A 13,628-nucleotide genomic window follows, 5' to 3' on the forward strand; every position below is an offset into this window, starting at 1 on the left:
AGTATCGCTGGCACATTAGCGCCAGTTATCAGAAGGATGCCATCATGGCCGAACAAGCAACCCCTCTTATGCCGCATGCAACCGCAAGCTGGCTTGTGGACAATACGGCGCTCAGCTTTGACCAGATCGCCGAATTTTGCGGTATCCACATCCTCGAAGTTAACGCGATGGCGGATGATCTCGCCAGCTCCAAATATACCGGACGCGATCCGGTCCAGGCGCACGAACTGACCCACGAGGAAATCGAGAAAGCAGAGAAGGACCCGGATTACCGCATGGTTATCCAGAAAGGTCCGGAGCAGGTACGCCGCACCAAGGGTCCCCGCTATACGCCGGTGTCCAAGCGCCAGGACAAGCCCGATGGGATTGCCTGGCTGCTCCGCAACCACCCGGAAATTTCCGATGCGCAGGTTGGTAAGCTGATCGGCACCACCCGGACCACGATCAGCGCAATCCGCGATCGCGAGCACTGGAATATCGCCAATATTTCGCCGAAAGATCCGGTGACCCTGGGCCTCTGCTCGCAGCGAGAGCTCGATGCCGTGGTTGCCAAGGCCGCCAAAAAGGCCGGTATCGAGCCGGAAATGACCGATGACAGCAAATTGGGCGGCGACAAGCAGGCGCTGATCGCCGAACTGCACGAGGAACGCGCACAGGCGGCCCGCGATGCGGAAGCGGCCCTGTCGGGTGAAAGCGAAGAAGAAGCGGCGCCGGTCGAGCATACCGCCGAAACGCTGTTCAAGGACCGCTGAGCCGCAGGCTTCCTGCCGGGACCGGCATGATAATCGAACAGGGTGATTGCCAGCGCGGGAGCGCTGGCTTTTCCCGTTCATGTGGCGGTGGTCGCTGTCTGCGGCCCTATCAATAATCGTGTTTAACTATCCGGTTAAACTGTCTTGCGCTTCTGCTGGCCATGGGTCTATGGCTGGTCCATGGATGCACCCCGGAAACCGCCTGCCTATGATGCAATGCTCGCCGATCACGGCTTTGACCCGATTGAGTCGGACGGTCTGACCTATCCGCTCGGCGATTATGAACCGAAATTCGGCGAATATTTTGAACTGATGCCCGGCATTGGCTGGACCCGTACGCCGGTGCCCGGTCCGCTGGGCCATATCAACAACTGGATATTGGCCGACCGGCACGAAGATGGCAGCGCCGGTTTTGCGATAGCCGATACCGGACTGTTCATGCCGCAGGTGATCGACGCCTGGAAACATCTGTTCGAGGAAGGCGCGCTGCACGGACAGAGCGCGACCAAGATCATCGTCACCCATTATCATCCCGACCATGTCGCTGCGCCGGCTGGCTGGCCAACCGGTTCAAGGCGCCCCTGCACATGAACCGGACCGAATGGCTGCTGACCCGCATGCTGCTCGCCGACAAGCGCGACGGCGTGCCGCAGGAGGCGCTCGACGAGTGGCAATTCTGCGGCTGGGAACAGCATCTGATCGACGATTTCGCAAAAAAGGGCTGGGGCCGTTTCGCCCGCGCCGTTTCCGACCTGCCGATCGGCCATATCCGCATGGAAGAGGGCACCAGGCTCAAAACCGGCGACCATGAATGGCGGGTGATGATCGGCAACGGCCATACGCCCGAACATGCCTGCCTGATCGATGACAGCGCCAAGGTGATGATCTCCGGCGACCAGATATTGCCGCGCATCACCTCCAATATCTCGACCATGCTCAGCGAACCGACCAGTGATCCACTCGGCGAATGGCTGGCGAGTATCGCGCATTTCCGCGCCGAACTGGACAATGAACTGCTCGTGCTGCCCGCCCATGGCCGCCCGTTTCTCGGCGCGCACCAGCGGCTCGACGCGCTGGCCGAACGGCATAACGAGGCGCTCGACGATCTCGAGCAGGGCCTGCGCGAAAGCCCCAAGCGCGTGGTCGACAGCTTCCCCTATCTGTTCCGCCGCCCGATCACGCCCGACGTCATCGGCATGGCCAGCGGCGAGGCAATGGCAACGCTTCGCCATCTGCTATATACCGGCCGCGCCCGGCTCGAGATGAAAGACGGCACTGCCTGGTACAGCGCCGTTTGAACCGGATCAGCTGACGATAGACTTGGCATCGACCGGCGGCTCGACTTCGCCGCTGGTGCAGTGCAACGCATAGCCGCGCAGGAAGATGGCCAGCGCAACCAGACAGATGATCCCGGCCAGCCCGAACGGCGCGCCGGGCAGATAATAGACGCTGCCCGCCACGGTGAAGGCGGCGAAGACGGCGGCGAACAGGGGCGGACCGACCACCGAGGCAATGCTCTGCAGGCTGGCGACGGCACCTTGCAGCTCGCCCTGTGTCTCGTCGGACACGGCGTTGCTCATCAGGCCGTTGAGCGAAGGCTGGAACAGCCCCTGCATGGACCCGACCGGAATGGCGATGAAGATCAGCCAGGCGTGCCCCGATCCGGCCAGAACATAGAATATGCAGCTGACCGCCATGCCGATTGCCCCGACCAGCGCGGAATTGCGCTCGCCAATGCGCGGCACCAGCACGCGGATCAGGAAGCCCTGGACAAATGCGGCACCGAGCCCGACCGCGGCGAAGGACAGGCCGACATATAATTCGCTCCAGCCAAAGGCCTCGATCAGGTAGAAGGCGAATATGATCGGGAAGACAACATGCGCCGTCATCCATACGGTCAGCGCGCCAGCATACCAGAAAACGACCTTGTTCTGGCCGCTGAGCGCTTTCAGGGCCACGAACGCATTGGCACGGGCCAGTCGGAACGGCCGCCGTTTTTCCGCCGGCAGGCTTTCCTTCAGCAGAAAAAAGCCGAAGACCAGATTGAGCGCGGCCAGCGCGCTGGCACCGAAAAAGGGCAGGCGGGTGCCATATTCACCCAATATGCCGCCGACCGCCGGACCGATGATGAAACCCAGTCCGAAGGCCGCGCCGATCAGTCCGAAATTCTGCGCCCGTTTTCGGGCGGGGAAATGTCGGCGATATAAGCATAGGCGGTGCTGAAGCTGGCGCCCATGATCCCGGCGATGATCCGCGCGGCGAACAGCCACAATATCGAGGAGGCAAATCCCATCAGCATATAGGCGATGGCATAGCCGCCGAGCGCGCCGAGCAGCACCGGTCGCCGGCCAAAGCGGTCGGACAGGTTGCCGATGACCGGGCCAAAGACAAATTGCATCGCGGCGTAGGCAAAGGCGAGCCAGCCGGCATAGACCGCCGCATCGGAAATTGTGTCTCCGGTGATGCTGGTGATCAGTTTCGGCAGGACCGGCATGATGATGCCGAAGCCCAGCATATCGATCAGTACGACGAGAAAAACGAAGACCAGTGACGACCTGGCGGCGGGCAGGGGAGTGGATTCGCTCATGGGTTTTTCCCCTACACCCGGATCCACCGGAAAGGGAGCCATTTAGCCGAGCAATTTTCATTGTCAGTTCAGCCGGCATCACTTACATGAATGTCAATGACTGAAACCCACTCTGACCAGACGCCGATCTGGAAATCGCACTATAATCATCCCACGCCCTGGGACCAGTTCTATCCGCCCCTGACGATGCCCGGAATGTTCTTCCGCTCCGCCGGGCGGCGCGGGGACGCGAATCTGCTCGATTTCATGGGCCGCAAATATAGCTATGGCGAAGTGGCCGCCGGCGTGGTCCGTGTCGCCAAGGGGCTGCAGGAGATGGGCGTCGGCAAGGGCGACCGGATCGGCCTGTTCCTGCCCAATGTGCCCCATTATGTCAGTGCCTATTACGGCGCGATGGCAATCGGCGCGACGGTGGTCAACTTTTCGCCGCTCTATACGGTCGAGGAGCTCAACCACCAGGTCGAGGACAGCGGTACCAAAATCCTGTTCACGCTCTCGGCCACTGCATTATTCCCGACCGCCTATCAGGTGCTCGAGCAATCGAGCCTCGAACGGCTGGTAGTGGGCAGCATTGCCGGCGCGCTGCCGGCGGGCAAGGCGCTTTTCTATTCGCTGTTCCGCCGCAAGGAGAGCAGCCCGCAGCCCGATGATGACCGGATCACCACCTTTTCCGACCTGATCGACAATGACGGCGTCTACAAGGCGCCCAATATCCGCCCGGACAAGGATATTGCGCTGCTGCAATATACCGGCGGCACCACCGGAACGCCCAAGGGCGCGATGTGCAGCCACCAGAATCTGACCGCCAACGCGCGGCAGATCAACAATATCGATCCTTTCATCGACGAGACCGACCGGCTGATGGGCGTGCTGCCTTTCTTCCATGTCTTCGCCAATAGCGCGGTACTCAACCGCACGGTGGCGCGGGGTGGCGAAATCGTCATGCTTCCGCGCTTTGACGCAAAGCAGACATTGAAGGCGATCACCCGGACCAAGATCACCGCCATGCCGGGCGTGCCGACCATGTACCAGGCACTGCTCGACCATCCCGATATCGACAAAACCGATTTCTCGTCGCTCAAGGTCTGCGTCTCCGGCGGCGCGCCACTGCCGATGGAACTGAAAACAAAATTCGAGGCGAAAACCGGCGCCAAGCTGGTCGAGGGCTATGGCCTGACCGAAAGCTGCGGCGTGGTCAGCGCCAATCCCTATGAAGGACTCAATAAACCCGGCACGATCGGCCAGCCGGTTCCGGGAACCCTCGTCAAACTAGTCGACAAGGCCGATCCGACGAAGCCGGCTCCGGACGGCGAACCGGGGGAATTGATCTTCTCCGGTCCGCAGGTGATGCAGGGCTACTGGAACCTCCCGGAGGAGGACGAGAATGTATTTGTCGACGGTTTCCTGAGGACCGGCGATGTTGCGACCATCGACGAGGACGGCTATATCAAGATTGTCGATCGTCTGAAGGACATGATCGCCGTCGGCGGGTTCAAGGTTTTTCCGAGCCAGGTCGAGGAAGTGCTCTACAAGCATGAAGCGGTCAAGGAGGCGCTGGTGATCGGCGTTCCCGACGCCTATCGCGGGGAAAGTCCCAAGGCCTATGTCGCGCTGGAACCGGACGGCACAGTCAGCGGAGAAGAGCTGAAAGACTGGCTGAATCCGCAGCTTGGCAAGCATGAACGGGTGGTCGGTGTCGTGATCCGTGACAGTCTTCCCAAGACCATGATCGGCAAGCTCGATCGCAAGGCGCTACGGACCGAGGAACTGGACTAGGGTCGCTGCACCGGCCGGCGATTATCCGGTCGTGGAGCGCAGTTTTTCGGCTTTTTTCGAAACGAACACCTGTGCTTTGGCGGTATAGTTCTTGACGGCGTAAAGCTGTTTGTCCGCCGCTTCGAGCAGGCTGTTGGCAGTCCTCCCGTCAACCGGCCATGTCGCGATGCCGATACTTGCCCGGACCCGGATGATATGCTCCTGGACGACGCAGGGGGGAACCAGTGCGGCCAGCAGATGATCCGCGCAAGCCGTGTCCGAAATGGTCGAGTCAGGCGATAGCAATATCGCAAATTCATCGCCGCCCATCCGCGCGACAATACCGTTGTCGCCGCAGGTCTGGCGCAGGCGCTGGGCCACTTCGACGAGCAACTGGTCACCGACCGCGTGGCCGAACTGGTCATTGACCGGTTTGAACGCGTCGAGATCGAGCAGTGCGACGGTGAATGTCCGCTCGGGATCTTCCTCTTCGATCTGGCGGGCGAGATTTTCGGCCAGTACCCGGCGGTTGAAAAGGCCGGTCAGCGGATCGGTATGCGCCAGCTCGCTCATGTCGTTCTGCAACACCAGCATGTGGATGAATTGGTCATTCTGTTGCGTGATCAGCCGGTACAGAAAGGTCGTTACCATGATCAGGCTGCCCGCCGCAGACCAGGCGAGGGGGTCACCCGACAGCAGCATGATGATCGTGATCGGCATGATACCGATGATGATGTTGAGGATGGCTGCCAGCCGGATCGTCGCCAATGTATAGATGGTCGTCAGCGAACCCATGGCGAGGGTGAAGGGATAGAAAAGCTTCATGTCATCGGGTGCGTTGACATAGCTGAGCACGCACCAGATGCTGACAAGACCGCAAATCGTGGCGGAGAAGAAGGTTGCCTCGGCGATGAACTGCCGCGCCAGATCGGGACTGCCCGACGCATTGCGATCCTTGATCAGCGAGATGAAGCCGATCAGGCAACAGCTGCCCATGGCGAGCGGCATCCCGTAGCGGATCCATGGCTCAGCCCCGACGCTCGAAGCGTAAAGCACGAAGGGAATGGTCAGGAACATCGCGAGGAAGAGCGCGCGCGACTGGCTCTGCAGGCGCGTGGCGCTCAATATCGCAAACTCGTCTCGGACAGCTTCCGGGATCGGCGGTATAAGGCGCTGGATAAACTGTCGAATGGCTGACTGCATCCCGCGTTGCTAACGGCTAAATGTAAACGTCGCGTTAAGGGTGCTGACCGGTGTCGCCTATCAGCTTACAAGGGGCGTGCAGCAGATCCGGAAACCCCCGTTTACGTCAAATTAACCACGAATGTTTTACATGATCCGGTCTGAAATCCAACGGGGGGGTCATCATGTCCTTTGAAAATGCAAGCTCGATCATCGCAAGCCACACTATCACGGGGGAGGCGGTGAAGCGCGGCGCCAGCGACCCCAGCCTGCCGCAGAATGACTCGCCGGAGCAGCGCGCGCAGCGCCGGGCACAGATCAATGCGACATCGACGCAATATCAGTGGACGACCGATATCGCCAGCCTGCCTGGCGTGCCCCTGGCCACGCATGTTCCGCCCGACGACCAGCCGTCGATCGAATGGTGGTTCAAGGTGCTCGAAGTCAGCATCGCCATACTCGAGAACGTCAAGGCGGTGCTGCTGAAACCGATCTATTCCGGTCTCGACGACGCGGCGAAGACAATCATTGACGACGCGCTGGCCGATGCCGGCGAGATCAGGTCGAAGGTAGAAGCCCTGCGCGAAAAACACCGTGTGGCCAAAGCCGGCCCCGGCCTCGAAAGCAGCATCGAGGAAGCGGTACAGGGCGCGGATATCGAGGAACTGAAATCGCATGACAGCGCCCTGCGCGACATTCTCACCGTGATCATCGATGTGCTGAAGGCCGAAGAGGCCGCGCATACCCGTTCGATCGAGGCCTATCGCGATCTGTACCAGACGCTGCCGGTGCCCGGCATCGCCTATACATTCCAGGACGATGACCAATTTGCCCGCTTGCGGGTGGCCGGACCCAATCCGATGCTATTGCAGGGCATCGACCGGATACCCGACAATTTCCCGGTGACGGCAGCGCAATATGCTTCCGTCATGGGGGACGATACTCTTGCCAGGGCGCTTGCCGATGGCCGGGTTTTCCTGTGTGATTACACGGACCTGGAGGTGCTTGTTGCGGGTGTCTGGAAAGGCCATGCGAAATATGTCTACCGGCCGATGGCTTTGTTCGCCGTGCCGCCGGGCGGATCGTCGCTCAAGGTGGTCGCGATCCAGTGCGGTCAGGACAATAGCCAGTATCCGGTGATGACACCCTCGGTTGCCGCGTCGGAAAAATGGGGCTGGGAAATGGCAAAATTTGTCGTCCAGGTCGCCGACTGCAACTATCACGAACTGTTCGTCCATCTGGCCGGCACCCATCTGGTCAGCGAGGCCATTGCCGTGGCGACCCGGCGCAATCTCGCCAATGTCCATCCGCTCTGGTCGTTGCTGGTGCCGCATTTCGAAGGCACATTGTTCATCAATAATCTGGCGGTCGAAACGCTGATCAACAAGGGCGGCCCGATCGACGATTTCTTTGGCGGAACGATCGAATCGAGCCAGCTTGCCGCCGTCCAGGCGCGTCTGGCCTTCGACTTCTACCAGAAAATGACGCCGGTGGATTTTGCCGAGCGGAAGGTTGCCGATCCGGCGATCCTGCCGGACTATCCCTATCGCGATGATGCCTTGCTGGTCTGGGATGCTATCCACGACTGGGCCTCGCAATATATCAACATCTATTACAGCGATGACGAGGCGGTGACCGCTGACAGCGAACTGGCGCTCTGGGCTTCCTCGATCGCGTCGGAGGGCCATATCGTCGGTTTCCGGCCGATTACATCGCGCGCCCAGTTGATTGATGTCTGCACAATGATCATTTTTACTGCGAGCGCCCAGCATGCCGCGGTCAATTTTCCGCAACGCACGCTGATGTCCTTTGCGCCGGCGGTAACCGGCGCGGGCTGGACCGCCGCCCCGACCGATCAAACGGGCCATGACAAGGGAGAATGGGTCGAATATATGCCGCCCATGTCCTTGGGATTGCTGCAATTATCTTCGCTCGAACTGCTGGGTTCGGTCTATTACCGTCCGCTCGGCGACTATCGCACCAACCGCTTTCCCTACAAGCCTTGGTTCCAGGATCCGGTGATTACCGACGACGAAGGGCCGCTGGCGCGGTTCCAGGCCGGATTGCGGGCCGTGGAGGCGCGGATCATCGCGCGCAACCAGCGGCGGATGCATCCCTATGTCTATCTCCAGCCCAGCCAGATTCCGACGAGCACCAATATCTAGCTGCGGCAATTTCCAACAGGGGGGCGCGCGGTCCGGATCAGTCCGGGCTGCGCGCTGCCAAAATGCGCTTGTTTCGTTTCTCTACCGCCAGAAATGCCTTGAAAACACCCAGATTCGGGTCGGTTTTGCCGCTTTTGCCCAGATTTTCGAGCTGTTCGTAGAACCAGAAAATGACCGCGAAGCTGCGACCGCCTTGACCATCTGGAAGCGCATGAGAAAGCCCAGCCAGCCGGGGAGCAGGTGCAGCCTGTCCTCGAACCGCGGCAATGCTTCCAAGTCTTCCAATAAACGTTTCGGCGCGTCGGTCATGACGCACATCGGGCGGCCCAGGCCGATCAGGTCGGCGGCACCGCTGGAAAGCGCGGATTCCATCGCTTTGCGGGTCCGGAACCCGCCGGTCACCATCAGCGGCACCTTGACCGCATCCTGCATCGCCTTGGCAAAATCGACGAAATAGGCTTCGCGCGCCTTGGTCGACGGCGCGACATTCTGCTCCTCTTTCTCCTCGATTCCGTCGGACCCCATCAGCGCGGGCTGTTCATAGGTGCCACCAGAGATTTCCACCAGATCGACGCTGGCTTCCTCCAGCCAGCGGAGCACTTGCAAACTGTCCTCGAAATTGAACCCGCCCTTCTGGAAATCAGCGCTGTTCAGCTTCACCGAGATCGGGAAATCCGGCCCGACCGCAGCGCGGGTCTTGGCCACCACCGCCAGCAGGAACCGCGCCCGGTTTTCCAGACTGCCGCCATATGCGTCGGTTCTCTGGTTGGACCGGGGGCTCAGGAAGCTGCTCAGCAGATAGCCGTGGGCGGCGTGGATCTGCGCGCCCGTAAAGCCGGCTGCCTGACAGGTTTTGGCGGCCAGGGCGAAGCGGTCGACCAGATCTTCAATCTCTTCAATCGTCAGCGCCACCGGCTCGCCAAACTGGCCTCCGGGCAGGCCCAGCTTGACCGCCGAGGGGGCCTTGGGATGTTTGTTGACATTGCTCTGTGTCTGTCGCCCGGCGTGGCTGATCTGTGCCCAGAAATGATTGCCATTGCGCGTTGCCGCCTGTGCCCATCCGGTGAGTGCTGCCATCATGGCGTCATCCGCCGGCCGGTCGATGACCACATTGCCCGGTCGCTCCAGATGGTCGCGGTCAACCTGGATATTGCCGCTGAGCAGCATCCCGGCGCCGCCGTCAGACCACAGGCCGTACAATCGTTCCAGTTCTCTGGTCGGCACGCCGTCCGGCGTTGCCATGCCTTCGGTCATCGCAGCTTGGCGAGCCGGTTGGGCAGGGTGGCTCCACAGGGAAGCGACAGCGGATCGGAAAGCGACATGGTCATGATAGGGCCCCGGATTTGGATTGCGTTTGAAAACTGATTCTGTCCCATGCGGAAATATTTGGCAAGCGGAACCGCATATTTCCGACATAATGTGCTGGAAAACCGATTATTTGGCTTTTCGAATAAATAGCGTATAGTGTTGTCGAAGGATCGTGCGGGGGCAAACTTCGACGATGGCCGGAGATGAAATTCTGAGGGGAATGGAAATGGTCGCAACAGCGTCTCGAAAATCGGTAAGCAAACATCATGCGCGTCAGGACGTGCAGCATCAGAGCGTCCGCTGGGACAAGAAGATGAGCAACAACTGCGCCGCAGCATTGCTGGTCTATACCATATTGCAGATATTCGTCGTTTTGCGCTTCATCGAGACCAAAGGCATGTCGATCGCTCCCTATTTCGGCCTGATCCTCCTCGTCGCCGTTATCATCCCCTTTTGCCGCAATTTCGAAAAGCGCTGGTCGGACATGAGCAGCAGCGGCCTGACCGAGCAAAGCCTCGCGGCAAAATTTCGCGCGGACCAGTCGCTCCTATGGCTGCTGGCTGTGGGCCTGCCGTTTCTATTCGTCGGCCTGATCGCCGGATTTGGCGCGATCCTGTGACAAGCGCGCTGATATAGTCAGTCGGCAAGAACCGGCGATAGTTTGCACATCATTTGACACCGGATCGTTGACCTTGCTGGGTGCCGCACCTATGTCCAGCCTATGTTGAAACCTTCCGAAGCGCAGGACCGCGCCGACGCCCTCATTTCCCAAGCCAAAAAGCCGGCGCCGATGCCGCGGACGCGATTTACGTATGCGATGCGGCAACCCAGGTGCAGATGCGCCTCGGCAATCTGGAAGATGTCGAGCGTTCCGAAGGCGAGGAAATCGGCCTCAGGGTGTTTGTCGGCAAACGTTCGGCGACCGTATCCTCTTCCGACATGGACCCGCAGACCCTGTCCGATCTGGTCGGGCGTGCTCTCGACATGGCCAAAGAGGCGCCGGAAGACCAATATGCCGGTCTCGCGCCCGAAGAATTGCTGCTGAAAACCGAACCCCATGCGATCGAGGGTGATGACGGACAGGACCCCGATCCCGAATTTCTGCGCGAACTGGCGCTGAAAGCGGAAGATGCCGCTCGTGCGGTCAAGGGTGTCACCAATAGCGAAGGCGGCGGCGCGAGTGCTGGCCGCAGCATTGTTGCGCTGGCCACCAGCCATGGCTTCTCCGGTGCCTATTCGACCAGCGGCTACAGCCTGTCCGCCAGCGTCATCGCCGGCGAAGGCGATGGCATGGAACGCGACTATGCCTATGACAGCGTGCGTTTTCTCGAAGATCTCGACGCGGCCGAGGATATTGGCCGCGAAGCCGGAGAACGCGCCGTTTCGCGGCTCAATCCGGTCAGCTTCAAATCGGGTGCGATGCCCGTTGTTTACGATCCTCGCGTCGGCAACAGCCTGCTCGGTCATTTCATCGGTGCCATTTCGGGCAGCGCCATCGCCCGCAAAACCAGTTTTCTGCTCGATGCGCTCGATAGCCAGGTGTTCGACAGTTCCGTGTCGATCATCGACTGTCCGCATCGCAAGCGCGGTCTCCGCTCCAAGGCCTTTGACGGCGAGGGATTGCCCACTGCGAAAACCAGGCTGATCGACAGTGGCCGGTTGACCCAGTGGATCATGGAAAGCGCGTCCGCGCGCCAGCTTGGACTGCAACCCACCGGCCATGCATCGCGCGGCGTCGGCGGCGCGCCAGGCGTCTCCGTGACCAATCTGCATATGGGCAATGGCTCGGTCAGCAAGGCGGAACTGATCAAGGATATCAAACATGGTGTCTATATCACCGAACTGATCGGCATGGGCGTCAATCCGGTGACCGGCGATTATAGTCGCGGCGCCGGCGGTTTCCTGATCACCGACGGCGAAATCGGGCCGCCGGTCTCCGAAATCACCATCGCCGGCAATCTCAAAGACATGTTCAGAAGCCTGATCGCCGCAGACGATCTGGAATATCGCTACGCCGGCAATGTCCCGACATTGCGAACCGACAGCATGACCGTGGCGGGTGGCTGAGCAAATCCACTAGTGGCGGATCTGCAGGATCACGCCTATCGGACCAGAAGCGCTGCCGCCACCCGCGCGACCAACGGAGACACTCTTGGCTGACATTGATTTTGACCGGGTTATCGCGATCGCCAAGGAAGGCGGGGCGCTGGCCATGCGGCACTGGGCTCTGGGCAAGAAAGAAGCCAATATCTGGGAGAAATCCCCCGGTCAGATTGTTAGCGATGCCGATCTCGCGGTTGACAGCTTCCTGCGCGCAGAGCTGGAAAAGCTGGTGCCATCCGCCGGCTGGCTGTCCGAGGAAACCCATATCGATCACAGCGGTGCCGGCGATGAATTGACCTGGGTGGTCGACCCGATAGACGGCACCAAGGATTATGTCGCCGGCAAGACCGGCTGGTGCGTATCGATTGCCCTCGTCCAGAATGATGCGCCGATATTCGGGGTGCTCGATGCGCCGGCGATGCAGGAGACCTGGGTCGCCAGGGCCGGCAGCCATACCGAGGTCAATGGCCGAAAGCTGGTCGCCAGCTTGCGGTCCCAATATGACGGTTGCCGCATCCCCGCCGAGAGCCTGCCGCCGGACATGAAGTTCACCATTGTGCCAAAGCCGAACAGCATCGCGCTGCGCATGGCGATGGTCGCGGATGACCGGGCCGACGTCGTCGCCTCGACGCGCTGGGGCCATGAGTGGGATATCGCCGCCGCTCATGTTATCGCCACCGAAGCAGGGGCCAGCGTCACCGATGCGCTGGGCGAGCCGCTGGTCTATAACGGCACCCACGGCAAGGCGCTCGGAGTATTATGCTGTTCGCAAAACCTCTATCAGGAGGCGGTACAGCGGATTGGCAAATATGTCACCGAAAATGGTGCCAGCCACTAGGCCAGACTGGTAATTCGGGCTCTCGTCCACAGGCCCTGGCGGTCGCGCCGGGCCGAATTGACCAGTGCCTGACCAAAGGCTTTCACGATCCAGCCCAGTTTCTTGCCTTTGCTCGTATAGATGCGGCGCTCGAGAGACGCACCATTGCTCTGGCTGATCGCTCGGGCAATATCCCCGTAGATGCCTGCCGCGGCCAGCACCGCCCAGCGCGACCGGAACGGCAGGCTGGTTGCGCCGACGCGCGCGGACGCTTCATATTCACCGGCCAGATCGCAGAGCCGGTTCACCAGACCAACCAGTGCATCCCGCTGCGCCGGGTCCAGTATATGGTCCGGATCAATGCCGGCTTGCGCGAGCCAGTTTTTCGGCAGATAGCAGCGGCCGGCCTGCGCGTCCTCGGCCACGTCGCGGGCGATATTGGCGAGTTGGAACGCCAGTCCCAGATCGCAGGCGCGGTCCAGAACCTCTTGATCCCGAGCCGACACGCCCATCACCACCGCCATCATGCAACCGACCGCGCCGGCGACATGATAGCAATATTGGAACAGGTCCTCTTCCGTGGCCGGCCGCCATCCGCGGGCATCCAGCGCGAAGCCGTCGATCATGTCATCGGCAAAATATTTGGGAATATGACATTCCTGCGCGACCACCCCAAAGGCGTCGAACGGCGGATTGCCGGTCTGCTCGCCGCCATGGGCGCGGGTGGTCATCATCCGCATTGCCGCGATCGTCTTGACCGGCTTGTGCACGGTCGACATGCCATGGCCATGGTCCTGGCCATCGGCCAGATCGTCGCAGGCGCGGCACCAGTAATAGAGCAGCCACGCCCGTTCGCGGGTCTGTTTCGAAAACAGCTTCGAGGCCCGGGCAAAGGACTTCGATCCGCGCTCGATGCTGCTTCTGGCGTGCAGGACAAGGTTGGCGCGATTCATGACGGC

Annotated in this window: 12 protein-coding genes and 1 pseudogene; 8 read left to right on the forward strand and 5 right to left on the reverse strand. The window is 60.6% G+C overall.

Annotated elements, in window-relative coordinates; all coding sequences use genetic code 11:
* The first annotated feature begins 68 nt into the window (after positions 1 to 68).
* The 3 genes from C8024_RS06190 to C8024_RS06200 all read left to right on the forward strand — a co-directional run bounded on the left by C8024_RS06190 (position 69) and on the right by C8024_RS06200 (position 2,050).
* Entirely contained in the window at positions 69 to 752 is a 684-nt protein-coding gene (locus C8024_RS06190) for a DUF1013 domain-containing protein (RefSeq protein WP_100095639.1), read from the forward strand.
* Positions 753 to 932: 180 nt separating this feature from the next.
* Positions 933 to 1,343, forward strand: coding sequence for a hypothetical protein (locus C8024_RS06195; RefSeq protein WP_173203524.1), 411 nt, complete (start codon positions 933 to 935; stop codon positions 1,341 to 1,343).
* A complete protein-coding gene (locus C8024_RS06200; protein ID WP_173203533.1) occupies positions 1,340 to 2,050 on the forward strand; it encodes an MBL fold metallo-hydrolase in 711 nt (236 codons plus the stop codon). Before C8024_RS06195 ends, C8024_RS06200 begins: the two co-directional genes overlap by 4 nt.
* A gap of 6 nt (positions 2,051 to 2,056) precedes the next feature.
* On the opposite strand, the gene C8024_RS06205 is transcribed toward C8024_RS06200, so the two are convergent.
* Positions 2,057 to 2,854, reverse strand: coding sequence for an MFS transporter (locus C8024_RS06205; protein ID WP_367947183.1), 798 nt, complete (start codon positions 2,852 to 2,854; stop codon positions 2,057 to 2,059).
* Positions 2,855 to 2,907: 53 nt separating this feature from the next.
* On the reverse strand, positions 2,908 to 3,339 hold the full coding sequence (locus C8024_RS20055; RefSeq protein ID WP_217272032.1) for an MFS transporter: 432 nt from the start codon (positions 3,337 to 3,339) through the stop codon (positions 2,908 to 2,910).
* A 96-nt stretch (positions 3,340 to 3,435) separates the two neighbouring features.
* Between C8024_RS20055 and C8024_RS06210 the strand changes: the two genes are divergently transcribed.
* Positions 3,436 to 5,115 (forward strand): long-chain fatty acid--CoA ligase, encoded by a 1,680-nt coding sequence (locus C8024_RS06210; protein WP_173203535.1) that lies wholly within the window; start codon positions 3,436 to 3,438, stop codon positions 5,113 to 5,115.
* A gap of 21 nt (positions 5,116 to 5,136) precedes the next feature.
* Here the strand turns inward: C8024_RS06210 and C8024_RS06215 are convergent, their stop codons facing one another.
* On the reverse strand, positions 5,137 to 6,219 hold the full coding sequence (locus C8024_RS06215) for a GGDEF domain-containing protein (RefSeq protein WP_173203542.1): 1,083 nt from the start codon (positions 6,217 to 6,219) through the stop codon (positions 5,137 to 5,139).
* A 242-nt stretch (positions 6,220 to 6,461) separates the two neighbouring features.
* On the opposite strand from C8024_RS06215, the gene C8024_RS06220 reads away from it, so the two are divergent.
* On the forward strand, positions 6,462 to 8,441 hold the full coding sequence (locus C8024_RS06220; RefSeq protein WP_173203544.1) for a lipoxygenase family protein: 1,980 nt from the start codon (positions 6,462 to 6,464) through the stop codon (positions 8,439 to 8,441).
* 81 nt (positions 8,442 to 8,522) lie between these two features.
* On the opposite strand, the gene C8024_RS06225 is transcribed toward C8024_RS06220, so the two are convergent.
* On the reverse strand, positions 8,523 to 9,695 hold the full coding sequence (locus C8024_RS06225; RefSeq protein WP_217272033.1) for an NADH:flavin oxidoreductase/NADH oxidase family protein: 1,173 nt from the start codon (positions 9,693 to 9,695) through the stop codon (positions 8,523 to 8,525).
* A gap of 280 nt (positions 9,696 to 9,975) precedes the next feature.
* Between C8024_RS06225 and C8024_RS06230 the strand changes: the two genes are divergently transcribed.
* The 3 genes and pseudogenes from C8024_RS06230 (at position 9,976) to C8024_RS06240 (ending at position 12,690) form a co-directional block, all read left to right on the forward strand.
* A complete protein-coding gene (locus tag C8024_RS06230; RefSeq protein ID WP_217272034.1) occupies positions 9,976 to 10,368 on the forward strand; it encodes a hypothetical protein in 393 nt (130 codons plus the stop codon).
* Between the two features lie 102 nt (positions 10,369 to 10,470).
* Positions 10,471 to 11,816, forward strand: a pseudogene (locus tag C8024_RS06235) (TldD/PmbA family protein).
* A gap of 85 nt (positions 11,817 to 11,901) precedes the next feature.
* A complete protein-coding gene (locus C8024_RS06240) occupies positions 11,902 to 12,690 on the forward strand; it encodes a 3'(2'),5'-bisphosphate nucleotidase CysQ (protein WP_173203546.1) in 789 nt (262 codons plus the stop codon).
* Here C8024_RS06240 and C8024_RS06245 read toward each other — a convergent pair.
* Entirely contained in the window at positions 12,687 to 13,622 is a 936-nt protein-coding gene (locus C8024_RS06245) for a phytoene/squalene synthase family protein (protein WP_173203548.1), read from the reverse strand. The two genes, C8024_RS06240 and C8024_RS06245, sit on opposite strands and share 4 nt — an antisense overlap.
* Positions 13,623 to 13,628: the final 6 nt, after the last annotated feature.

This window comes from Sphingopyxis sp. BSNA05 (assembly GCF_013265645.1).
GTDB lineage: Bacteria > Pseudomonadota > Alphaproteobacteria > Sphingomonadales > Sphingomonadaceae > Parasphingorhabdus.